At 65.7% G+C, this 19,713-nt stretch carries 24 protein-coding genes; 5 read left to right on the top strand and 19 right to left on the bottom strand.

What is annotated here, in order from left to right:
• The first annotated feature begins 44 nt into the window (after nt 1-44).
• Together AC4PTO_RS03735 and AC4PTO_RS03730 are read left to right on the top strand one after the other, a co-directional pair.
• Nucleotides 45-2,138 carry a YjbH domain-containing protein gene (locus tag AC4PTO_RS03735; protein WP_492732016.1) on the top strand — a complete coding sequence of 698 codons (2,094 nt, stop codon included), beginning with the start codon at nt 45-47 and terminating at the stop codon, nt 2,136-2,138.
• Nucleotides 2,135-2,842: a YjbF family lipoprotein gene (locus tag AC4PTO_RS03730; RefSeq protein WP_492732014.1), complete on the top strand. Its 708-nt coding sequence runs from the start codon at nt 2,135-2,137 to the stop codon at nt 2,840-2,842. Before AC4PTO_RS03735 ends, AC4PTO_RS03730 begins: the two co-directional genes overlap by 4 nt.
• 159 nt (nt 2,843-3,001) lie before the next feature.
• Here AC4PTO_RS03730 and AC4PTO_RS03725 read toward each other — a convergent pair whose 3' ends face one another.
• Nucleotides 3,002-3,220: a hypothetical protein gene (locus AC4PTO_RS03725; protein WP_492732012.1), complete on the bottom strand. Its 219-nt coding sequence runs from the start codon at nt 3,218-3,220 to the stop codon at nt 3,002-3,004.
• Between the two features lie 287 nt (nt 3,221-3,507).
• Here AC4PTO_RS03725 and AC4PTO_RS03720 point away from each other — a divergent pair, with 287 nt between their 5' ends.
• On the top strand, nt 3,508-4,812 hold the full coding sequence (locus AC4PTO_RS03720) for a UDP-glucose dehydrogenase family protein (protein WP_492732011.1): 1,305 nt from the start codon (nt 3,508-3,510) through the stop codon (nt 4,810-4,812).
• Here AC4PTO_RS03720 and AC4PTO_RS03715 read toward each other — a convergent pair.
• The 3 genes from AC4PTO_RS03715 to AC4PTO_RS03705 are packed head-to-tail and all read right to left on the bottom strand — an operon-like array spanning nt 4,809 to nt 6,887.
• A complete protein-coding gene (locus AC4PTO_RS03715) occupies nt 4,809-5,600 on the bottom strand; it encodes a metal ABC transporter permease (RefSeq protein ID WP_492733520.1) in 792 nt (263 codons plus the stop codon). The two genes, AC4PTO_RS03720 and AC4PTO_RS03715, sit on opposite strands and share 4 nt — an antisense overlap.
• Nucleotides 5,593-6,378 (bottom strand): metal ABC transporter ATP-binding protein, encoded by a 786-nt coding sequence (locus tag AC4PTO_RS03710; protein WP_492732009.1) that lies wholly within the window; start codon nt 6,376-6,378, stop codon nt 5,593-5,595. Before AC4PTO_RS03710 ends, AC4PTO_RS03715 begins: the two co-directional genes overlap by 8 nt.
• A complete protein-coding gene (locus AC4PTO_RS03705) occupies nt 6,372-6,887 on the bottom strand; it encodes a Fur family transcriptional regulator (RefSeq protein WP_492732007.1) in 516 nt (171 codons plus the stop codon). Before AC4PTO_RS03705 ends, AC4PTO_RS03710 begins: the two co-directional genes overlap by 7 nt.
• An 86-nt stretch (nt 6,888-6,973) precedes the next feature.
• Here AC4PTO_RS03705 and AC4PTO_RS03700 point away from each other — a divergent pair, with 86 nt between their 5' ends.
• Nucleotides 6,974-7,912, top strand: a complete 939-nt coding sequence (locus tag AC4PTO_RS03700; protein WP_492732005.1) for a zinc ABC transporter substrate-binding protein — start codon at nt 6,974-6,976, stop codon at nt 7,910-7,912.
• A 22-nt stretch (nt 7,913-7,934) separates the two neighbouring features.
• Nucleotides 7,935-8,717 carry a 2-dehydro-3-deoxygalactonokinase gene (locus AC4PTO_RS03695; protein WP_492732003.1) on the top strand — a complete coding sequence of 261 codons (783 nt, stop codon included), beginning with the start codon at nt 7,935-7,937 and terminating at the stop codon, nt 8,715-8,717.
• On the opposite strand, the gene AC4PTO_RS03690 is transcribed toward AC4PTO_RS03695, so the two are convergent.
• The 15 genes from AC4PTO_RS03690 to AC4PTO_RS03620 form a co-directional block, all read right to left on the bottom strand.
• Nucleotides 8,702-9,274 (bottom strand): helix-turn-helix transcriptional regulator, encoded by a 573-nt coding sequence (locus tag AC4PTO_RS03690; protein ID WP_492732001.1) that lies wholly within the window; start codon nt 9,272-9,274, stop codon nt 8,702-8,704. The genes AC4PTO_RS03695 and AC4PTO_RS03690 overlap by 16 nt on opposite strands.
• Before the next feature lie 33 nt (nt 9,275-9,307).
• Entirely contained in the window at nt 9,308-9,742 is a 435-nt protein-coding gene (locus AC4PTO_RS03685; RefSeq protein ID WP_492731999.1) for a hypothetical protein, read from the bottom strand.
• A gap of 111 nt (nt 9,743-9,853) precedes the next feature.
• Complete coding sequence (locus tag AC4PTO_RS03680) at nt 9,854-10,387, bottom strand: PepSY domain-containing protein (RefSeq protein ID WP_492731997.1); 534 nt, start codon at nt 10,385-10,387, stop codon at nt 9,854-9,856.
• A 210-nt stretch (nt 10,388-10,597) separates the two neighbouring features.
• Nucleotides 10,598-11,830: a tryptophan synthase subunit beta gene (gene trpB, locus AC4PTO_RS03675; RefSeq protein ID WP_492731995.1), complete on the bottom strand. Its 1,233-nt coding sequence runs from the start codon at nt 11,828-11,830 to the stop codon at nt 10,598-10,600.
• Between the two features lie 2 nt (nt 11,831-11,832).
• The gene (locus AC4PTO_RS03670) at nt 11,833-12,075 is read right to left on the bottom strand and encodes a hypothetical protein (RefSeq protein ID WP_492731993.1); all 243 of its coding nucleotides are present in this window, start codon (nt 12,073-12,075) and stop codon (nt 11,833-11,835) included.
• 15 nt (nt 12,076-12,090) lie between these two features.
• Nucleotides 12,091-12,540 (bottom strand): GNAT family N-acetyltransferase, encoded by a 450-nt coding sequence (locus tag AC4PTO_RS03665; RefSeq protein ID WP_492731991.1) that lies wholly within the window; start codon nt 12,538-12,540, stop codon nt 12,091-12,093.
• A complete protein-coding gene (locus AC4PTO_RS03660) occupies nt 12,537-13,175 on the bottom strand; it encodes a phosphoribosylanthranilate isomerase (RefSeq protein ID WP_492731990.1) in 639 nt (212 codons plus the stop codon). Before AC4PTO_RS03660 ends, AC4PTO_RS03665 begins: the two co-directional genes overlap by 4 nt.
• Nucleotides 13,176-13,184: 9 nt before the next feature.
• On the bottom strand, nt 13,185-13,547 hold the full coding sequence (locus AC4PTO_RS03655; protein ID WP_492731988.1) for a lipopolysaccharide assembly protein LapA domain-containing protein: 363 nt from the start codon (nt 13,545-13,547) through the stop codon (nt 13,185-13,187).
• A gap of 1 nt (nt 13,548) precedes the next feature.
• A complete protein-coding gene (gene ihfB, locus AC4PTO_RS03650; protein ID WP_492731986.1) occupies nt 13,549-13,836 on the bottom strand; it encodes an integration host factor subunit beta in 288 nt (95 codons plus the stop codon).
• Between the two features lie 316 nt (nt 13,837-14,152).
• On the bottom strand, nt 14,153-15,832 hold the full coding sequence (gene rpsA / locus AC4PTO_RS03645) for a 30S ribosomal protein S1 (protein ID WP_492731984.1): 1,680 nt from the start codon (nt 15,830-15,832) through the stop codon (nt 14,153-14,155).
• A 169-nt stretch (nt 15,833-16,001) separates the two neighbouring features.
• Nucleotides 16,002-16,595, bottom strand: coding sequence for a (d)CMP kinase (locus AC4PTO_RS03640; protein WP_492731983.1), 594 nt, complete (start codon nt 16,593-16,595; stop codon nt 16,002-16,004).
• A gap of 12 nt (nt 16,596-16,607) precedes the next feature.
• Nucleotides 16,608-16,991: a GFA family protein gene (locus tag AC4PTO_RS03635; protein ID WP_492731981.1), complete on the bottom strand. Its 384-nt coding sequence runs from the start codon at nt 16,989-16,991 to the stop codon at nt 16,608-16,610.
• A 14-nt stretch (nt 16,992-17,005) separates the two neighbouring features.
• A complete protein-coding gene (gene aroA, locus AC4PTO_RS03630) occupies nt 17,006-18,349 on the bottom strand; it encodes a 3-phosphoshikimate 1-carboxyvinyltransferase (RefSeq protein WP_492731978.1) in 1,344 nt (447 codons plus the stop codon).
• 98 nt (nt 18,350-18,447) lie between these two features.
• Nucleotides 18,448-19,170: a tRNA (guanine(46)-N(7))-methyltransferase TrmB gene (trmB, locus tag AC4PTO_RS03625; RefSeq protein ID WP_492731977.1), complete on the bottom strand. Its 723-nt coding sequence runs from the start codon at nt 19,168-19,170 to the stop codon at nt 18,448-18,450.
• Nucleotides 19,171-19,211: 41 nt separating this feature from the next.
• On the bottom strand, nt 19,212-19,661 hold the full coding sequence (locus AC4PTO_RS03620; protein ID WP_492731975.1) for a DMT family transporter: 450 nt from the start codon (nt 19,659-19,661) through the stop codon (nt 19,212-19,214).
• Nucleotides 19,662-19,713: the final 52 nt, after the last annotated feature.

Raw genomic sequence — 19,713 nt, 5'->3', positions numbered from 1 at the left:
AATACGCGCTGGAGGTTCGGGTGGCGGGCAAACGCGGAAAAGCAATGAAACTCGGCGTCTTGGCCGTGGCGGCCGTGACGGCGGCCCCTGCGGGCATGGCCGAACCTCTGGTCGGCGAAAGCCGCAACAGTTTCGGCATGCCCGGGCTGATCGACCTGCCCAGTGCGGAAGTTGCGCCCGACGGCACGCTTGGGGTTTCGGTCTTCGATTTTCCGGCAGGGCGGCGTACCACGCTGGTGTTCCAGATCGCGCCCCGACTGACGGGGGCGTTTCGCTATTCGCGCGTACCGGGGCTGTTCTCGGCGGGGCCCGCGCTTTACGATCGGTCCTTCGACATCCACTACCAGCTGCTTGACGAAGGCCAGTTGCAGCCCGCCGTCGCCATCGGCCTGCGCGACTTCATCGGGACGGGGATCTATTCGTCGGAATATATCGTCGCCACCAAGAGTATCACGCCGACGCTGCGCGCGACAGCGGGCCTTGGCTGGGGCCGGCTGGGCAGCAAGGGCGGCATCGGCACGCCTTTCGCCGACCGCCCCGCGCTGGATTACGGCGAGGGCGGCAAGACCAACACGAACCAGTGGTTCCGCGGCGAGGTGGCCCCGTTCTTTGGCCTGTCCTGGCGCGCCACGGACAAGCTGACGCTGAAGGCCGAATATTCCTCGGACGGATATGTGCGCGAGGTTGCCGCGGGCGAACTGGACCGCAAATCCTCGGTCAATATCGGGGCGGAATACGCCCTGAGCCCGATGGCGAGCGTGTCGGCCTATTACCTTTACGGCTCGGAGATGGGCGTGCAGTTCAGCCTTGCGCTGGACCCGCACAAATCGCCCTACCCTTCGGGCGTGGAAAAGGCGCCCCTGCCGGTGCGTCCGCGCCCCTCGCCCAAGGCCGATCCGGAGGGCTGGTCCGGGGCCTGGACCGCCGATCCCGAAGTGCATCCGGGCGTGCAGAAGGTGCTGGCCGAAAGCCTTGCGAAGGAAGGCCAGCAGCTTGAGGCGATGTCGCTTGGCGCCACCCGCGCCGAGGTGCGCATCCGCAACGAACGCTACAGCACCCAGCCCCAGGCGATCGGGCGCACCGCGCGGATTCTGACCCGCGCCCTTCCGCCTTCGGTCGAGACCATCGTCATCACCAGCGTGGCCAACGGCATGCCGGTTTCGTCGGTCAGCCTGCGCCGGTCGGATATCGAGGCGCTCGAGAACGAGAACGCCTCGGAAATCCTGCGCCGGGCGACCATCACCGACGCGCTAAGCGCGCCGGGCGAACCGCTGCGCCCGACCGACGGTCTGTTCCCCCGCTTCAGCTGGGCCCTTACGCCTTCGTTCGAGTTCAGCGCCTTCGACCCGAACGATCCGCTGCGCTACGGGCTGGGCGCGCAGCTTTCGGCCACTTACGAGTTCATGCCCGGGCTGATCGCGTCGGGCTCGGTCCGGCAGCGGGTTCTGGGCAATATTGGCGACAATGACCGGACCTCGAATTCGATCGCGCCGCATGTGCGCTCGGATGTCGGGAACTATCAGGCCCATGGCGATCTGGCGATTCAGAAGCTGACCCTTGGCTGGTATGAGCGCCCGGCCGAGAACCTGTATTCGCGTGTCACCGTCGGCCTGCTCGAACGCATGTATGGCGGCATTTCCGGCGAGGTTTTGTGGAAGCCGATCGACAGCCGCCTTGCGCTTGGTGCCGAAGTGAACTGGGTGCGTCAGCGCGATTTCGACCAGCGTTTCGACTTCCGCGATTATGAAACGGTCAGCGGCCATGCCTCGGCCTATTACGATTTCGGCAAGGGCTATGTCGGGCAGATCGATGTGGGCCGCTATCTGGCCGAGGACTGGGGTGCCACCTTCTCGCTGGACCGCGAATTCGCCAATGGCTGGCGCGTGGGCGCCTTTGCCACCCTGACGGACATGTCCGAAGAGGAATTCGGCGAAGGCTCCTTCGACAAGGGGATCCGCATCACGGTGCCGCTGGCCTGGATTACCGGACGGCCGAGCGCGAACAAGATCAACTCGACCATCCGCCCGCTGACCCGCGACGGCGGCGCGCGCGTGAATGTCGATGACCGGCTTTACGACACCGTGCGCGGCAGCCACACGGGCGAGCTTTATGACGGCTGGGGGAGGTTCTGGCGATGACCGGCGGGACGCGGCGCGCGGCGGCGCGGTTTGCCGGGATGGCAGCCGTCTGCCTTGGCCTTCTTGCAGGATGTGGCAACGATACCGGAAAGACCGAGAACGCGCGTCTTGCGGGCCTTGCCTTCAACGAGATCTTCGGCGCGCTGAAAAGCAACAAGGGCGAGGCCGGCCCCAAGGTCGATCCCGAGGCGCTGTCGGCGAAGGCCCTTGCCACCACGCCGGGGCCGCTCTTGCTGGTGTCGTTCGAGAAGCTGGGCGGCGCGTCGGTCGTGGGCCTTTACGGAGAGAATGGCGCCAAGCGCACCTTCGCGCTTTCGAAGGACCAGACGGTGACCCTGCGCCACGGGCTGCTTGAGGCTACGCGCGGCTATGCCAATGACCTGATGTCGGCCGAAACCGAAGGTGTCGGCGCGCTGATCCGTGGCCGCCGCGCGGGGCAGGCACAGCGCATTCAGCGGTATCTGGATGGCGAATGGGTGGAACGCCCGCTGATCCTGACCTGCACCGTGCAGCCGGGCGAAGGCAAATCCTTCAGCTTCGCGGGCGTCGGCTATTCGGGCACGCAGGTTGCCGAACATTGCACCGGCGGCGGGGTCTCGGTCGACAACGTCTATTTGGTCTCAGCCGATGGGCGGATCCTGATGTCCCGTCAGTGGGTCGGCCCCGAGATCGGCAATGTCAGCCTGCAAACGCTGCGCCCCTGATTCCCACCGTATAACTTGACCCGACCGGCGCGATCTTTGCATTGCGCCGGTTTTTTCGTGCCGCGCGCCTGTCGGTTTCAGCGGTGCAATAAGAAAAAGCCGGAAAGCTGTGCTTTCCGGCTTTCGCCCGCCACGAGGGCGGGAAGCAGTCCGAATGGATTATTCGGCGGTGCCAGCGGTCGCGTCGTCCGAGTCCGAAGCGGCAGCGGCGATCAGGCCGACAACCAGCAGGGCCGGGATCAGCAGGCCAGCGTTCGACGAGGACGAACCCTCGACGACAACCGGTTCAGCTTCCACGACGGGAGCCGAGTAACCGCCAGCGAAAGCGGTCGAAGCCGTCAGGCCAAGGGCCAGGGCGATGGTAGCAATTTTTTTCATGGTATTCTCCGTCATTACTGTAGAGAGCCGCCGACGCCGACAGCATCGAAGCGACACTTACACAATCGAAAACAATTGCAAAGGGGGAATCAGTTTACGCCGCAGCGCAGCGACAGCGAGTGTTGCAGTTTCGCCAGAGTTGTCGGCGCATCTTCGCCTAACCCGGCCGGAACAGGGCATTTCGCCCCGCAACGGCGCTGTTGCAACCCTGCGCAGGGAATAAACGGCCGCGTTGACACGGCCGTGAACTCGTCGGAAAGTCGCGCAGATTTACCAGGGAACACATCATGAAAATCGCGATGATCGGCACCGGATATGTCGGACTCGTATCCGGTGTCTGCTTTTCCGACTTTGGCCACGAGGTGGTCTGCGTCGACAAGAACCCGCACAAGATCGAGCTTCTGGCACAGGGCGAAATCCCGATCTACGAACCGGGTCTCGACCAGCTGCTGGCCAAGAACGTCGCGGCCGGCCGGCTGAGTTTCACGCAGGATCTTCATGCTGCGGTGACCGGGGCGGATGCAGTTTTCATCGCGGTCGGCACCCCCACCCGGCGCGGCGATGGCCACGCCGACCTGACCTATGTGATGCAGGCCGCCGAGGAGATCGCGGCCGCGCTCAGCCACTATACCGTCATCGTCACCAAATCCACCGTGCCCGTGGGCACCAATGCCGCCGTGGAAGAGGTCATCCGCAAGGTGCGCCCCGATGCCGAATTCGATGTGGCCTCGAACCCCGAATTCCTGCGCGAGGGCGCCGCGATCGACGATTTCATGCGCCCCGACCGCGTCGTCGTCGGCACCCGGTCCGAGCGCGCCCGCAACGTGATGGGCGAGATCTACCGCCCGCTGTTCCTGCGCGAATTCCCCATCCTCTATACCGATCTGGAAACGGCCGAGCTGATCAAATACGCCGCCAACGCCTTCCTTGCGACCAAGATCACCTTCATCAACGAAATCGCGCTTCTGTGCGAAAGGGTCGGTGCGAACATCAAGGAAGTCTCGCGCGGGATGGGGCTTGACGGGCGCATCGGCAACAAGTTCCTGCATGCCGGCCCGGGCTATGGCGGATCGTGTTTTCCCAAGGATACCAAGGCCCTTGCCCGGATGGGGCAGGATCATTCGGTGCCCATGAACATCGTCGAGACCGTTATTCAGGTGAATGACGAGGTGAAGCGGCGCATGATCGACAAGATCGTCGATCTTTGTGGCGGCTCGGTGAACGGCAAGACCATCGCGATCCTGGGCGTGACGTTCAAGCCCAATACCGACGACATGCGCGACGCCCCTTCGCTGACCATCGTTCCGGCCCTTGTGGGGGCGGGGGCGAAACTTCGCGTGGTGGACCCGCAGGGGCGCAACGAGGGCGTCGCGCTCTTGCCCGGGGTGCAGTGGGTCGACGATGCCTACAAGGCCGCGAACAAGGCCGATTGCGTGGTGATCCTGACCGAATGGAACGAGTTCCGGGGCCTCGACCTCGCGCGGCTTGCGCGCAGGATGACGGTGCCCAGACTGGCCGACCTGCGCAATATCTACGCCGAGGGCGATGCCCTCAAGGCCGGGTTCACGGCCTATACCAGCGTCGGGCGCTAGGTACCCACTCGCCCCCGCAGCGGCAGCGACAGAACGAATAACCCGGCCGCGGCGGCCACGATCGAGGGCCCCGCGGGCGTGCCCAGGCGCATCGAGGCCGCCAGCCCCGCGATCACCGAGGCCGCGCCGACAAGGGTGGCCCCCGCCGCCATCTGTTCGGGCGTGCGCGCAAGCCCGCGCGTCGCCGCCGCCGGGATGATCAGCATGGCCGAGATGAGAAGCGCGCCCACGATCTTGATCGATACCGCCACCACCAGCGCAAGCGCAAGCGTCAGGATCAGCCGCTCGTGCCGCGGATCAAGCCCCGCGGCCTGCGCCAGTTCCTCGTTCAGGGTCGAGGTCAGCAAGCCCTGCCACCGCCAGGCCAAAAGCCCCAGAACCGCCACCGAGCCAAGCCAGACCACCACCAGATCGGCCCGGCTGACCGCAAGGATGTCGCCAAACAGCCAGGCCGACAGATCGACCCGCAACCCGCTTTGAAACGAGGCCGCGACCAGCCCGAGCGCCAGGGCAGAATGCGCCAGAACCCCCAGCGTGGTGTCCATCGCATGGCCCCGTCCGGCCAGGCTTGCCACCGCAACGGCCATGCCAAGCGCCACCACCAGCGTGCCAAGATAGACCGAAATCCCGAAGCCGAACGACAGCGCGACCCCCAGGATCGCCGCATGCGCCGTGGCATCCCCGAAATAGGCCATCCGGCGCCAGACGACGAAAGAGCCAAGCGGCCCCGTCGCCAGCGTCAGCCCGACCCCCGCCAGCCCCGCGCGCGTCAGGAAATCGTCAAGCATGATCATGGCCTTCATGGGAATGGGGATGAGCATGGTGCGGATGGGCGTGATCATGCCCGTGGCCCGCATCATGATCGTGGTCGTGATCGTGGGCGTGGCGGTAAAGCGCGAAGGCCCCGCCGGTTCCAAGGCCGAACAGCGCGCGATATTCCGGCGCGGCAGAGACCACGCGCGGCGTGCCCTCGCAGCAGACATGGCCGTTGAGGCAGATCACCCGGTCCGAGGCCGACATCACCACATGCAGATCGTGGCTGACCATCAGGACCGCCGCCCCCGTCTCGGCCCGGACCTCCTCGATCAGCCGGTAGAAGGCCGCCGTTCCGGGTTGATCGAGGCCTTGCGTCGCCTCGTCGAGGATCAGGATGTCGGGCCGCGCCAGCAGCGCACGCGCCAGCAGGACGCGCTGGAACTGCCCGCCCGACAGGCCCGCCATCTGCCGCCGCTCAAGCCCGGCGACGCCCGTGCGCTCCAGCGCGGCGGCGGCATCGGCATCCGGCACCCGGCGCGGCAACGACAGGAAGCGCCGCACCGTGATCGGCAGGCTTGCGTCGATATGAAGCCGCTGCGGCACATAGCCGATCGACAGGCCCGGCGCGCGCGTGACCCGCCCGGTGCTGGCCCGCTCCAGCCCGATCAGCGCGCGCACCAGCGTGGATTTGCCGGACCCGTTCGGCCCGACGATCGTCACGATCTCTCCGCGCTCGATCTGGAAATCCACGTTCGACAGCACGAACCCCGTGCCATGCCGCACGCCCAGATCCGTAGCCGAAATCAGCATCCGGCGTCCTTTCCCGCACAGGCGGGGCAAAGGCCAAGCGCCTCGACATTCGCCCGCTCGATCACGAATCCCTGGGCGGTCGCCACCTGCTCCAGCGCCGCGCGCACCGCGTCGCCGCCGGTCTCGGCCACCGCGTCGCATGAACGGCAGATCAGGAAGACGGGCGCATGGGCGACGCCGGGATGCATGCAGGCGGCGAAGGCGTTCAGCCGGCGAATGCGGTGCACCAGACCGTTCTCGACCAGAAAATCCAGCGCGCGATAGGCAACCGGAGGCTGGTGGCCGAACCCGTCCGCCGCCAGACGCTCCAGCACCTCATAGGCGCCCATGGCGCGATGCGCCTCAAGAAGGATTTCCAGCGCGCGGCGGCGGACCGGGGTCAGGCGCACGCCGCGCTGTTCGGCCACGTCCTCGGCCCGGGCAAGCGCGTCGCCCTGGCAATGGCTGTGATCATGGGTGCGGAAGGCAGGGTCCGTCGCATGCGGATCGGCCGGGGTGGCAGGTTTCATGTTACCTTATCACAATTCCCTTGACGAGTTATGCTATAACATAAATAACACCCTCCGCAGCAACAAGTGAAATCGGAGGCTTCCCCATGCAGTTTCGTGTCTTGCCCGCCCTGACCCTCGTGCTTGGCGGCGTCGCGCAGCCGGTTCTGGCCGCGCCGCCCTCGGTGGTGACCGACATTCCCCCGGTCCACGCACTTGTCGCGATGGTGATGGGCGATCTGAGAAGCCCGGCGCTGCTCTTGGAACGCGGGGCCAACGCGCATCACTATCAGATGCGCCCGGCCGATGCGCAGACCCTGCAAGAGGCCGGGCTGGTGTTCTGGATCGGGCCGGGCATGACCCCCTGGCTTGAGCGCGCCTTGCAGGGCATCGCCCCCGACACCCCCGCGATTGCCCTGCTGGCCGCGGACGGGACCGTCGAGCGCCATGGTGCCGAAGAGGGTGAAGAAGGGCATGACCACGACCACGACCACGACCACGACCACGATGGTCACGATCATGGCGATATCGATCCGCATGCCTGGCTTGACCCCGCCAATGCCCGGACTTGGCTTGCCGTGATCTCCGGGGTCCTGTCGGAGGCCGATCCCGAAAATGCCGAAACCTACGCCACTCATGCCGCGGCCGCCGAGCAGCGCATCGCCGCCCTCGATGCCGAGCTTGCGGCCCTTCTGGCCCCCGTTTCGGACCAGCCCTTCGTGGTGGCCCACGATGCCTACGGCTATTTCGCCGACCATTACGGGCTGACGGTGGCCGGAGCAGTTGCGCTTGGCGATGATGCCGCGCCCGACGCGCAACACCTGTCGGAGTTGCGCGACACGATCGCGCAATCGGGCGCGGTCTGCATCTTTCCCGAGACAGGACACGATCCCAAGCTGATCACCGTCCTGACCGAGGGGACCGACCTGCGCGTGGGCGCGCCGCTCGACCCCTCGGGCAGCAGCCTTGATCCCGGCACCGGGCATTACGAGGCGCTGATGCGCACGCTTGGCGAAAACCTGCACGCCTGTCTGGCGCAGGGCTAAGCGGGGCTGCTATCCTCGGGGCATGGAAGATACCCCGATCAGCACCGTCATCCTGGAAGAGGCACAGGCCGGATTGCGCGCCCTCGCCCTGCACAGCGACGGTAGCCTTGCCACCCTGCGCGAAGGCCCCGCATCCGAGATATGCGGTTGGTGCGATGCGCTGCGCGACAAGGGCGCCCTCCGGACGGTCGGGGCGATGCCGGATCGCGTTTCACCGCGCGCCATTCCCTGCCCGCCCTTGCCCGAAGCCCTGCCCGAGCCGGGCCCCGGCGGCGCCATCCTGCTGCCGGGGTTGCGCCAGAAGACCCCGATCGAGGACGTGTCGCCCGCGATGGCGCTGCGCCTCGGCGGGCTTCTGGCCGCCGATCCCGAATTCGACGGCGTGGCCTGCCTGACCGGCCCGCAGGGCCTTTGGGCGCATCTGAGCGCGGGCGAGGTCGTCAGCGTACTGCGCGTGGCCAGCATCGCGGCCCATGCCGCGCTGAACGGCCCCCTTCCGTCCGCGGCGCCCGATGCGGGGTTCGACACGGCGCTGTCGGATTGCCTGTCGCGGCCCGAGCGCCTTTTGCGGTTTCTCGGATCACCCGGCCATGACACCGCCGCGCAGGCCGGGGCGGTCATCGGGGCCGAGCTGGCCGCCGCAAAACCCTGGTGGCTGGGGCAGCGGGTGCGGGTGCTGGGGCAGAATGGCTGGCCCGCGCTTTACGCCCATGCGCTCGGGATGCAGGGCGTACCGGTGGTTGCGGGCGATGGTGACGCCGCGCTGATCGCGGGGCTTTCGGCGTTGTCTCAGCGCGGCGCCTGATCGGCATTCACCGGATCGGCCCCTGACGCCCCCGGCTCCGGCAACTGCAAGCCCTCGGTCGAGGGAAGCGCCGCGGGCAGGCCGCCCATCAGATCGTCGATGAACAGGCTCAGAAGCTGCCCCCGGCCCGAAACACCGGCCTTGCGATAGATCGCGGCCGTCTGGGCCTTCACCGTGCCTTCCGAGGTCGCGCGCAGCGCCGCGATCTCTGCGGTGTTCAGCCCCTTGAGCGCGAAAAGCGCCACGTCACGCTCGGCCGGGGTCAGCCCCCATTGCGCAAAGCGTTCCTCCAACAGTTCGCCGAAGGCACCTGAGGCAAGGCGCAGCTTTTCGCGCGCCTGCTCGGCCGCGTGCATCGACTGGCGCAGGACCACCGCACCCAGAACCAGCCCCAGCATCAGGCCGATCGCGGCCCCGATCTCGAGCATCTCGCGGCTGCTCCAGCTGATTGGCTGCACATAGATGCCGAAGACCGACAGCAGGATATCGCCCACAAAGAAAAGCGCGCAGACCGCCTGCACAAGAAACAGGGTCAGAAAGGTCAGCTTGCGGCTCATGTTGCCAAAGCCACGCCGCGGGATCGGAGGGGATCAATCGTCATCGCCGTCATCCCCGCCCCCGTCATCGTCGCCATCATCGTCATCACGGCCGCGATCATCGTCGTCGTCATCATCGTCACGATCGTCATCGTCATCGTTGCGGCCGGAACCTCGGCTGTCGCGCCCGATACCGCCCTCCCCTTCCTCGCGGATCAGCGGGCTCACGCGCCCGTTGCGCAGGGACAGGTCACGCAGGATTTCTCCGCTGCGGGGGTCCAGGACGATCTCCCGCTGGATGTTGCCGCGCACGGCAGTGATGCGGACGCGCCCCAGGATGGTGCGCGAGACCGAGACCTTGCCATAGCCAAGGTGAAGAAGTTGATCCACGACCTCGCCGGTGACATCGCGCGCGAAGGCCGGCCCCGCGCCGAGAAACGCGACGGTGGCACCCGCACAAAACTGCATCAATAGGTTGCGCCGATTCATTCCGGCCCCCTCGGGAATGCCCACATGGGCAAGCGGTGTTCAGTATGGAAAGCCCGCAGGCTGGCCGCAAGGGCCTGTCGGCCCGGCATCATGCGCCGGGCCGAAACCGGATCAATCGTCGTCGCGGTCATCGTCTGAATCGTCATCACGATCATCCGAATCGCGACCCGAGCGGTCATCGTCGTCATCGTCCGAACCGCTGCGCGAGCCGCTATCGTCCGAACCGCGGCCCGAACGGCGATCATCGTCGTCGTCGTCATAGCGGTCATCGTCGTCATCGTCGTCCCAGCCATTGCCGCTGCGGTTGCGGTCACGATTGCGATCACGATGGCGCATGTCGTCATCGTCAAGGAAATCGCGGGCCCGATCCCGCAACACAACCCCGGCGCGCTTGTTGTCTTCACCCGCGCGCAGCCGCTCGGTTTCCTGCTTGAGGATCTCACCCGTCGCCCGGTCATAGATCACCTCAAGCTCCTGCGAGCCGTTCGACGCCTCAACCTTGACCTGCGAAAGGCCACGCTCGATCTCGATCCGGTTGAAGCCCTTGGCATTCAGATCGTCGATGATCGACTGGGTCGACACTTCGGCAATCGCCGGTGCGCCCAAAAGCGCCGAGGCGACAATAAGTACATATCCTGATTTCATCTCGGTCTCCGATTCTGCTGTTTCTCGCCGCGGCACCAGCGCTGCGACCACGGGCAAAAAAGCATCGAACGCGCCGGTTTCCCATTCACCGGAAGGCCTATCCGGGGGCGGATAAACGTCCTGCATAGCGGCATAAACCTGGGTTTATGACAGCAAAGGGCCCCGAAGGCGGCTGCCCCGGGGCCCTTGCGCAACCGTCCGTAGCAGAAGTCAGACCGCCATTTCCACGCCCAGATGCTTGGCCACGGTGAAGATGTCCTTGTCACCCCGGCCCGACAGGTTGACCACGATGATGTGATCTTTCGGCAGGGTCGGCGCGAGCTTCGTCACATGGGCAAGCGCGTGACTTGATTCGAGCGCGGGGATGATCCCCTCGGTCCGGCACAGAAGCTGGAACGCCTCCAGCGCCTCGGCATCGGTGATACTGACATATTCGGCGCGACCGACATCGTGCAGCCAGCTGTGCTCGGGGCCGATGCCGGGATAGTCGAGCCCGGCGGAAATCGAATGCCCCTCGAGGATCTGGCCATCGGCATCCTGCAACAGATAGGTGCGGTTGCCATGCAGCACGCCCGGCCGCCCCCCCGTCAGCGAGGCGCAATGCATCATCCGGTCGTCGACGCCAAGGCCGCCCGCCTCGACCCCGATGATCCGCACCGACTTGTCGTCAAGGAAGGGATAGAACAGCCCCATCGCGTTCGAGCCGCCACCAACCGCGGCGATGATCGTGTCGGGCAGGCGGCCCGCGCCCTCCTGCTCTTCAAGCTGCCAGCGGGTTTCCTTGCCGATGATCGCCTGGAAATCGCGCACCATCGCAGGGTACGGATGCGGCCCCGCCACCGTGCCGATGCAATAGAAGGTATCGCGCACATTGGTCACCCAGTCGCGCAGCGCGTCGTTCATCGCGTCCTTCAGCGTGCCGCGCCCTGATGTGACCGGCACCACCTCGGCCCCCAGAAGCTTCATGCGAAAGACGTTGGGCGCCTGCCGCTCGACATCGGTCGCACCCATATAGACCACGCATTGCAGCCCGAACTTGGCGCAAACCGTCGCCGTGGCCACACCATGCTGGCCCGCGCCGGTTTCGGCGATGATCCGGGTCTTGCCCATGCGCCGCGCCAGAAGGATCTGCCCCAGCACGTTGTTGATCTTGTGCGCGCCGGTATGGTTGAGCTCTTCCCGCTTGAGATAGACCTTCGCGCCCCCCAGCTCCTCGGTCAGCCGCGAGGCAAGATAAAGCGGCGAAGGCCGCCCCACATAGTTCTTCCACAGGTCTTCCATCTCGGCCCAGAACTCCGGGTCGGTCTTGGCGAACTCGTATTGCCGCTCCAGCTCCAGGATCAGCGGCATCAGCGTCTCGGACACGAACCGCCCGCCATGGATGCCAAAGCGCCCGCGCTCGTCGGGGCCGGTCAGGAAACTGTTGATGAGGTCTTCGGCCATGGTCATTCCTTAAATCCAAACTCGGATTTGAGCATCTGATAAAGTTGTAGAGCGGCATTTTCATCAAACTGCAAAGTCTGACTCAGCTTATTAGGGATCTCTCGATTGGAAGAGCCATATGTGTTGAGCTGTAGCAGCCGCTTTCCTGCGAATTCTGTAACAATGTATTTGCATGGAATTCTGGTCGGATGAGCGGCGCGAATATCGCGACCCAAATCTCTTTCTAAAGATACAACGAGCGCCATCGTTCACCTCCCAGATCAGTCGATCTGGCGTTTATAGCCAATATGGCTTGGGGTAAAGCCAAGCCTGTCATAGAAACGGTGGGCATCCTTGCGGCTCGCGTGGGTCGTCAGCTGCATCAGCCTGCAGCCTCCGGCTCGGGCGCGGGCCTCGGCATCGGCCATCAGTTCCGCCCCGATCCCCTGGCCGCGCAGCCCGGCCTCGACACGCACCGATTCGATCTGGGCGCGGCGCGCGGCGCGCAGCGACAGGCCCGAAATCATAACGATCTGATAGGTGGCGACGATACGGCCCGCGGTGTCTTCGCCCACGATCAGCCGGTTCGCACCTTCCTTCTGCATGCGGGCGAAGGCCGCCTCGTAGGTCGTCAGATCGGTCGTCTCTCTGGCCGCGCCAAGAACGTCATCCGACAGCAGCGCCACGATCGCGGCAACGTCCCCAGCCTGTGCCTCGCGCCACCGGATCATGACCGTGCCGCCGCAATGAACGCCGCAATGCGCGCAGGATCCTTGACCCCCGGCGCGCTTTCCACGCCCGAACTGACATCGACCTGCCGCGCGCCCGTCAGCCGGATCGCCTCGGCGACATTGGCGGGTGTCAGGCCACCTGCCAGCATCCAGGGCTTTTGCCATTGCCGTCCGGCGATCAGACGCCAGTCGAAGGACAGCCCGTTTCCGCCCGGAAGTGCCGCGCCCTTTGGCGCACGCGCATCGACAAGGATCTGATCGGCCACCGCCTCATAGGTGGCGATCGCCTCCAGGTCGGCCGCCTCGGCCACCCCCACGGCCTTCATCACCGGAAGGCCGAAGCGCGCGCGGATCTCGCGCACGCGCGCGGGGCTTTCCGCGCCATGAAGCTGCACCATGTCGATGGGCACCGCGCGCAAGATGCCTTCCAGCACATCGTCATCCGGGTCGACCACAAGGGCAACCTTGGCCACCCCCGGCGGCACGCCGATCGCAAGGGCGCGCGCGGCGTCAGGTTCCAGATGGCGCGGCGATTTCGGGAAAAACACCAGTCCGACATAGGCCGCGCCGGCCGCAACTGCGGCGGCAACGGTCCGGGGCTCTGTCAGCCCGCAGATCTTTACGCGAACACTCATGGCGCAGACCTAGCGCGCGCCGCCCGGTTTATCCAGCAGCGCCAGAACATCGTCCTTCGGCCCATGCGTGGTTTCACGCAGCTTGCTGACCTCGCGCGAAAGCCGGTCAGCCTCGCGCCGGGTCCGCGCGGCATCGGCACGGATCCGGTATTCGCGCATCCATTCCCAGAAGAACCCGATGAACAGCCCCACAAGGATGCTGGCGAAGATCACAAGAAACAGCGGCAACTGGATCGCCCAGCCAAGGCCAAGAAACTCTCCTGCTTCGGGCGGCAGCGCACGCAGCTCCACCAATCCGCGATTGGCAAGCGCAACCGCGATCAGCCCAAGCCCGAGCGCAAGAAGAAACAGGTAGCGCAGGTAGCGCATCATATCAGCTTTCGTCTCCGTTCAGCCGGTCACGCAGAAGCTTGCCGGTCTTGAAAAAGGGCACATGCTTTTCATCGACTTCGACCGCGGCCCCGGTGCGCGGGTTGCGCCCGACCCGTGCATCGCGCTGCTTGACCGAAAAAGCCCCAAATCCGCGCAGCTCGACCCGGTCACCGCGGGCCATCGCCTCAACGATTTCCTCGAAGATCGTGTTCACGATCTTCTCCACGTCGCGCTGGAAGAGGTGCGGATTTTCTTCTGCAATTTTCGCGATCAATTCTGACCGGATCATGTCACGTATCCCCCCAAGGAGTTTCCGGGCAGCAGAACCCGGCGTTTTTTTCTTCCATGACTATAGGCAGGTTTGCCGCGTTCACAAACAGCAAAGGCTTGGAATAAAGCAGATTTCCGCCGTTCGAACCGACCAAAAAGAGCATGACCCGGCTTGCTGCATTGCCGCATTGCCCCCGGAGACCCCGCCACGCATGGCCCAGGCGAATCGATTGTTGCCGAACGCTCTGACTGCGGCAACCCGCCGCAGAGGGGGTAGGCAGAAAAGAAACGGCCCCGCCACGAGGGCGGGGCCGTTCCAAAATCTGTCGAAAGGCTTACTTGTTGCCCTTGAGCGCGGCACCAAGGATATCGCCCAGCGACGCGCCCGAATCGGACGAGCCATACTGCTCGACGGCCTCTTTCTCTTCCGCGATCTCGCGCGCCTTGATCGACACGCCCAGGCGGCGGGTCTTGCTGTCGACGTTCGTCACGCGAACATCGACCTTGTCACCGACCTGGAAGCGCTCGGGGCGCTGGTCGGCACGGTCGCGCGACAGGTCCGAACGGCGGATGAAGGATTTCATGCCGTTGTAGTCGACCTCGACACCGCCATCCTCGATCGCGGTCACTTCGACCGTGATCACCGAACCGCGCTTCACGCCGTCAACCGCATCCGAGAAGTTGTCCGCATCCAGCGCTTTGATCGAGAGCGAGATACGCTCTTTCTCGACATCCACCTCGGTGACGGCGGCTTTCACCACGTCGCCCTTGCGGTAGTTCTGGATCGCATCCTCGCCGCGCTGTTCCCAGCTGAGGTCCGAAAGGTGGACCATGCCGTCGATATCGTTGTCGAGGCCGACGAACAGACCGAATTCGGTGATGTTCTTGACTTCGCCTTCGATAACGGTGTTGACCGGGTGGGTCTCGGCGAAGACTTCCCACGGGTTGCGCATGGTCTGCTTGAGGCCAAGCGAGACGCGGCGCTTCGCGGTGTCGATCTCCAGCACCATGACATCGACTTCCTGGCTGGTCGAGACGATCTTGCCGGGATGCACGTTCTTCTTGGTCCAGGACATTTCCGAGACGTGGACGAGGCCCTCGACACCGGCTTCCAGTTCGACGAACGCACCGTAATCGGTGATGTTGGTGACGCGGCCCTTGTGGACCGAGCCGATCGGGAACTTCGATTCCACCGAATCCCACGGATCGTTCTGAAGCTGTTTCATGCCCAGGCTGATGCGGTGGGTTTCCTTGTTGATCTTGACGACCTGAACCTTGACGGTTTCGCCGATCGATAGGATCTCCGAGGGGTGGTTCACGCGGCGCCAGGCCATGTCGGTGACGTGCAGCAGGCCGTCGACACCGCCCAGATCAACGAAGGCACCGTATTCGGTGATGTTCTTGACCACGCCGTCGACCACCTGGCCTTCGGACAGGTTGCCGATGACCTCGGCGCGCTGTTCGGCGCGGCTCTCTTCGAGGATCGCGCGGCGCGAGACAACGATGTTGCCACGGCGGCGGTCCATCTTGAGGATCTGGAACGGCTGCTTGAGGCCCATGAGCGGGCCCGCGTCGCGGACCGGACGGACGTCGACTTGCGAACCGGGCAGGAAGGCCACGGCGCCGCCAAGGTCGACCGTGAAGCCGCCCTTGACGCGGCCGAAGATGGCGCCTTCGACGCGCTCTTCCGCGGCATAGGCTTTCTCCAGGCGGTCCCAGGCCTCTTCGCGGCGGGCTTTCTCGCGGCTGATCACAGCCTCGCCACGCGCGTTTTCAACGCGGTCGAGATACACTTCCACTTCGTCGCCAACGGCGATCGAGGGGGCCTCGCCCGGGTTTGCGAATTCCTTCAGCTCGACGCGGCCTTCCATCTTGTAGCCGACATCGATGATGGCCTGGCCCGCCTCGATGGCGATGACCTTGCCCTTGACGACCGAACCCTCTTCGGGGGTATCGATCTCGAGGCTCTCGTTCAGGAGGGCCTCGAATTCTTCCATGGTTGCTTTAGCGCACATGCGTCAGAGTTTCCTTTGCATAGGGTTTTCCGGCCATGCGGTTGTCTCCGCCGGTCTTTCGTTGAAATGCCCGACAGGGCCACGGCTGCGCCGGACCCTTTGGACAGGGGCTCCGTATAGGGACGAATCTTCGGCCCGGCAAGACGGGAATCCAGGAAAAACCCTTGTTTCAGGCCGTTTCGCGCATCTTTTGCGCGATCACGGTCACGGCCCGCGCGACGGCCTCGTCCACGCTCATCTCCGAGGTGTCCAGCACCACGGCATCCTCGGCGGGGCGCAGCGGGGCATCCGCGCGACCCATGTCGCGCGCATCGCGTTCGCGCACCTCGGCCAGAACGCGCGCCTGATCGCCCCCGACCTCCAGCCAGCGGCGATGGGCGCGCACCTCGGCCGAGGCGGTCACGAACAGCTTCACCTCTGCCTCGGGGCAGATCACCGTGCCGATGTCGCGCCCGTCCAGAACCGCGCCGCCCGCGCGCCGGGCAAAGCTGCGCTGAAACTCCAGCAAGGCCTGGCGCACCTCGGGGATCACGGCGACACGGCTTGCCGCCTGCCCCGCCTCCAGCGTGCGCAGATCGTCGCGCGCCAGATCCTCGGGCACCAGGCAACGGGCGGCGGCCACGGGATCGCCCCCCTTCACGCCGACCGCGCGATAAAGCGCGCCGGTATCAAGATGCGCAAAGCCGAAACGCGCGGCCACGGCGCGGCTGATCGTGCCCTTGCCCGCCGCCGCAGGCCCGTCGATTGCAACCGTGAACCCCATGCGCCTGCCCCCTTACGTTTCCCGCCCCTGCGCGTGGCAGGGCAGCCCGTCGGCAATCTGGTAATAATCGCCCTTGTCGGCGGTGAAGATGTGATCCTCCAGCCGCAGCCCCGTCGCCCCGTCCAGCGCACCGGCCAAAAGATAGACCAGCCCGTCATATTCTTCCCAGAACAGGTAAGAGCCGCAATCCGGGCAGAACCCGCGCCGCGCCTGCGCCGACGAAAGATACCAGCGCGGCGCACCGCTCAGCGTGACATCGCTCCAGCGGGCCGGAACGGCGGCGGTGAAATGCCCGCTGATCTTGCGGCATTGCGTGCAGTGGCATGCCGACACGGCGCCGAGAACCTCGCGCACCCGGTAGCTGATCTTGCCGCAAAGGCAGCTTCCGTGCAGCATCCCGCCCCCCTTGCCTACCCGCGCAGGATATCCGCGCCAAGCGCGGCCATCAGCCCCTCGAACACCGGGAACGAGGTGGCGATCGGACCGCCGTCATCCACCGAAACCGGGTTCCGCGCAGCAAGGCCGAGCACAAGGAAGGACATCGCGATCCGGTGATCCAGATGCGTCCGGCAGACCGCCCCGCCCGGCACGTTCCCCGGCCCCATGCCATGCACCGTCAGCATGTCCTCGTCTTCCTCGATGCGCACGCCGCAGGCTTCCAGCCCGCGCGCCATCGCGTCGATCCGGTCGCTTTCCTTCACCCGCAACTCCTTGACGCCCCGCATGATTGTGGCCCCGGTCGCGCAGGCCGCGACGACCGAAAGCACAGGGTATTCGTCGATCATGCTGGCGGCGCGTTCGGGCGGCACCGAAATGCCGTGCAGTTCGGAATGGCGCACACGCAGATCTGCCACCGGCTCTCCGCCTTCCTCGCGCGGGTTTTCGAAGGTGATGTCGGCCCCCATCTCGACCAGCGTGGTGAACAGCCCGTTGCGCGTGGGGTTCTGGCTGACGCCCGGCACAAGGATCTCGGACCCCGGCACGATCAGCGCCGCACAGACCGGAAACGCCGCCGAGCTGGGATCGCGCGGCACCGCCACGCGCTGCGCCACAAGTTCGGGCTGGCCCTGAAGGGTGATGACCCGGCCCTCGGGGGTGTCCTCGACGCTGAGCTCGGCCCCGAAGCCGCGCAGCATCCGTTCGGTATGATCCCGCGTCGCCTCCTTCTCGATGACCACGGTCTGCCCCGGCGCGTTGAGCCCTGCCAGCAGCACCGCCGATTTCACCTGCGCCGAGGGCACCGGAACCGTATAGCGCACCGGCATCGGATCGGCCGCCCCCACGATCGTCATCGGAAGCCGCCCACCCTGCCGGCCAACGGCCCGCGCCCCAAACAGGGCCAGCGGGTCGGTCACCCGCCCCATCGGACGCTTGCGCAGGCTGGCGTCGCCCGTGAAGGTCGCCGTGATCGGTGAACTTGCCATGCAGCCCATGATCAGCCGCACCCCGGTGCCCGAATTGCCGCAGTCGATCACGTCGGCGGGTTCGGCAAAGCCGCCCACGCCCACGCCCTGCACGCGCCACTCGCCGGGCCCGTCCTGCACCACCTCCGCCCCGAAGGCGCGCATCGCCCGCGCGGTATCCAGAACGTCCTGCCCTTCCAGAAGCCCGGTGATCCGCGTCTCCCCCACCGACAGCGCGCCCAGGATCAGCGCCCGGTGCGAGATCGACTTGTCGCCCGGCACCTCGGCCACACCGCGCAGCGGGCCTCCGCGGCGCGCGGTCATCGAAATCGGGTCGCCATGGCTGGACATATCGGGCCTCCGCTGAATGTTCGGCCCCTGTTAGCGCAAGGCGATGGCAAGGGCAAAGCCCCTCTCCGCGCCGCGCCGAAAATAACGCGCGCGCGGGGTCAGCGCCGCGCGAAGGTCGCGTAGTCCGGCACCCGCCCCTCGCGCAGCGCCTTCTGCTCATATCGGGTCGAGATCCAGTCACCCCAGGGCTCGCCCCCGTGCCGCACCAGCGCGAACCCCGCCTGCGGCACTTCCTCAAGGGTCTGGCGCATGTAATCGGGAATGTCGGTCGCCACCCGGAACTCGGCCCCGCGCGCCAGAACCCGCGCCAGCGGGCGCAGATGATCCTGAGTGACAAAGCGCCGGCGGTGATGGCGCCGCTTCGGCCACGGATCGGGATAGTTGAGAAAGGCCCGCGCCACGGAACCGTCGGGCAGCACATCCATCAGATCGCGCGCATCGCCCGGATGCACGGCAAGATTATGCACCCCCGCCGCGCGGATCTTGCCCAGAAGCATCGCCACGCCGTTGATGAACGGCTCACACCCGATGATGTTGATCGCGGGGTAGCGCGCGGCCATATGCACCAGATGCTCGCCCCCGCCGAACCCGACCTCAAGCCAGATCGGCGCGTCATTGCCGAAGATCGCGGCCGGGTCGATGGGCACCCGCGCGGGGTTTTCCTCATGCGTCACGCCGCGCGGGCGCAAGGCCTCCAGATCCTCGGACAGGTAGGATTTCTGGCTCTTACGCATGGTCTTGCCCACGCGGCGGCCATAGAAATTGCGCCACTCCGGCCGGTCGGATGCCCCGGCATCACCTGAAAGATCGTCTTCGCTCATGGCGCGGGCTCTAACGCCGCTGTGCCGCCAAGGTCAAGCGTTCAGCCGCGCTGAATCAGGAACAACCCCGTCACCATCAACCCGATCCCGCCAAGGCGCAGCGCCGTCAGCGGGCGCGCCATGGCCCCGAACAGGCCGAACTGATCAATCGCCGCGGCCGAGATCACCTGCCCCAGCAGCACGAAGAAAATCGCGTTTCCAACCCCGAAACGCGGCGCAACGAAAGTGATCGACAGCACATAGAACGCCACCAGCAACCCCGCCAGGAACAAATGCCCCGGCTGGCCCGGCAGGCGCGCAAGGGCCGCGGCGCTGCCGCTCAGCACCATCACCGTCACCGCCCCCAGAAGCGCCACGCAAAACAGCACCACCCCGGCCGCAACCGGCGACCCGATCCGCGATCCAAGCTGCGCGTTCAACGCCGCAAGAACCGGAATCCCGATCCCCGCCGCCAGCATCACCGCCGCATGGCGCACCGCTTCCGATCCCATCCCAGTCCAGCCCCTCCACGGCTCATCGTCACGCGCAGACTAAGCAAGGAAA

The organism is Rhodobacter maritimus, from assembly GCF_058747975.1.
The sequence above is the reverse complement of the archived record's forward strand: the minus strand, read 5'-3'. Positions and strand labels throughout refer to the sequence as shown.

Excerpts from the sequence above, each read along its gene's own strand:
- AC4PTO_RS03620 (WP_492731975.1), bottom strand. The coding sequence starts at position 19,661 with ATGGGATCGGAAGCGGTGCGCCATGCGGCGGTGATGCTGGCGGCGGGG.
- AC4PTO_RS03725 (WP_492732012.1), bottom strand. The coding sequence starts at position 3,220 with ATGAAAAAAATTGCTACCATCGCCCTGGCCCTTGGCCTGACGGCTTCG.
- AC4PTO_RS03660 (WP_492731990.1), bottom strand. The coding sequence starts at position 13,175 with ATGAGTGTTCGCGTAAAGATCTGCGGGCTGACAGAGCCCCGGACCGTT.
- trmB (WP_492731977.1), bottom strand. The coding sequence starts at position 19,170 with ATGAGCGAAGACGATCTTTCAGGTGATGCCGGGGCATCCGACCGGCCG.
- trpB (WP_492731995.1), bottom strand. The coding sequence starts at position 11,830 with ATGGCCGAAGACCTCATCAACAGTTTCCTGACCGGCCCCGACGAGCGC.
- aroA (WP_492731978.1), bottom strand. The coding sequence starts at position 18,349 with ATGTCCAGCCATGGCGACCCGATTTCGATGACCGCGCGCCGCGGAGGC.
- AC4PTO_RS03690 (WP_492732001.1), bottom strand. The coding sequence starts at position 9,274 with ATGAGCCGCAAGCTGACCTTTCTGACCCTGTTTCTTGTGCAGGCGGTC.
- AC4PTO_RS03705 (WP_492732007.1), bottom strand. The coding sequence starts at position 6,887 with ATGAAACCTGCCACCCCGGCCGATCCGCATGCGACGGACCCTGCCTTC.
- AC4PTO_RS03685 (WP_492731999.1), bottom strand. The coding sequence starts at position 9,742 with ATGAATCGGCGCAACCTATTGATGCAGTTTTGTGCGGGTGCCACCGTC.
- AC4PTO_RS03665 (WP_492731991.1), bottom strand. The coding sequence starts at position 12,540 with ATGATCCGGTGGCGCGAGGCACAGGCTGGGGACGTTGCCGCGATCGTG.
- AC4PTO_RS03655 (WP_492731988.1), bottom strand. The coding sequence starts at position 13,547 with ATGATGCGCTACCTGCGCTACCTGTTTCTTCTTGCGCTCGGGCTTGGG.
- AC4PTO_RS03715 (WP_492733520.1), bottom strand. The coding sequence starts at position 5,600 with ATGCTTGACGATTTCCTGACGCGCGCGGGGCTGGCGGGGGTCGGGCTG.
- AC4PTO_RS03640 (WP_492731983.1), bottom strand. The coding sequence starts at position 16,595 with ATGGGGTTCACGGTTGCAATCGACGGGCCTGCGGCGGCGGGCAAGGGC.
- ihfB (WP_492731986.1), bottom strand. The coding sequence starts at position 13,836 with ATGATCCGGTCAGAATTGATCGCGAAAATTGCAGAAGAAAATCCGCAC.
- AC4PTO_RS03680 (WP_492731997.1), bottom strand. The coding sequence starts at position 10,387 with ATGAAATCAGGATATGTACTTATTGTCGCCTCGGCGCTTTTGGGCGCA.
- AC4PTO_RS03720 (WP_492732011.1), top strand. The coding sequence starts at position 3,508 with ATGAAAATCGCGATGATCGGCACCGGATATGTCGGACTCGTATCCGGT.
- AC4PTO_RS03700 (WP_492732005.1), top strand. The coding sequence starts at position 6,974 with ATGCAGTTTCGTGTCTTGCCCGCCCTGACCCTCGTGCTTGGCGGCGTC.
- AC4PTO_RS03730 (WP_492732014.1), top strand. The coding sequence starts at position 2,135 with ATGACCGGCGGGACGCGGCGCGCGGCGGCGCGGTTTGCCGGGATGGCA.
- AC4PTO_RS03710 (WP_492732009.1), bottom strand. The coding sequence starts at position 6,378 with ATGCTGATTTCGGCTACGGATCTGGGCGTGCGGCATGGCACGGGGTTC.
- AC4PTO_RS03670 (WP_492731993.1), bottom strand. The coding sequence starts at position 12,075 with ATGGCGCTCGTTGTATCTTTAGAAAGAGATTTGGGTCGCGATATTCGC.
- AC4PTO_RS03735 (WP_492732016.1), top strand. The coding sequence starts at position 45 with ATGAAACTCGGCGTCTTGGCCGTGGCGGCCGTGACGGCGGCCCCTGCG.
- AC4PTO_RS03635 (WP_492731981.1), bottom strand. The coding sequence starts at position 16,991 with ATGCTGCACGGAAGCTGCCTTTGCGGCAAGATCAGCTACCGGGTGCGC.
- rpsA (WP_492731984.1), bottom strand. The coding sequence starts at position 15,832 with ATGTGCGCTAAAGCAACCATGGAAGAATTCGAGGCCCTCCTGAACGAG.
- AC4PTO_RS03695 (WP_492732003.1), top strand. The coding sequence starts at position 7,935 with ATGGAAGATACCCCGATCAGCACCGTCATCCTGGAAGAGGCACAGGCC.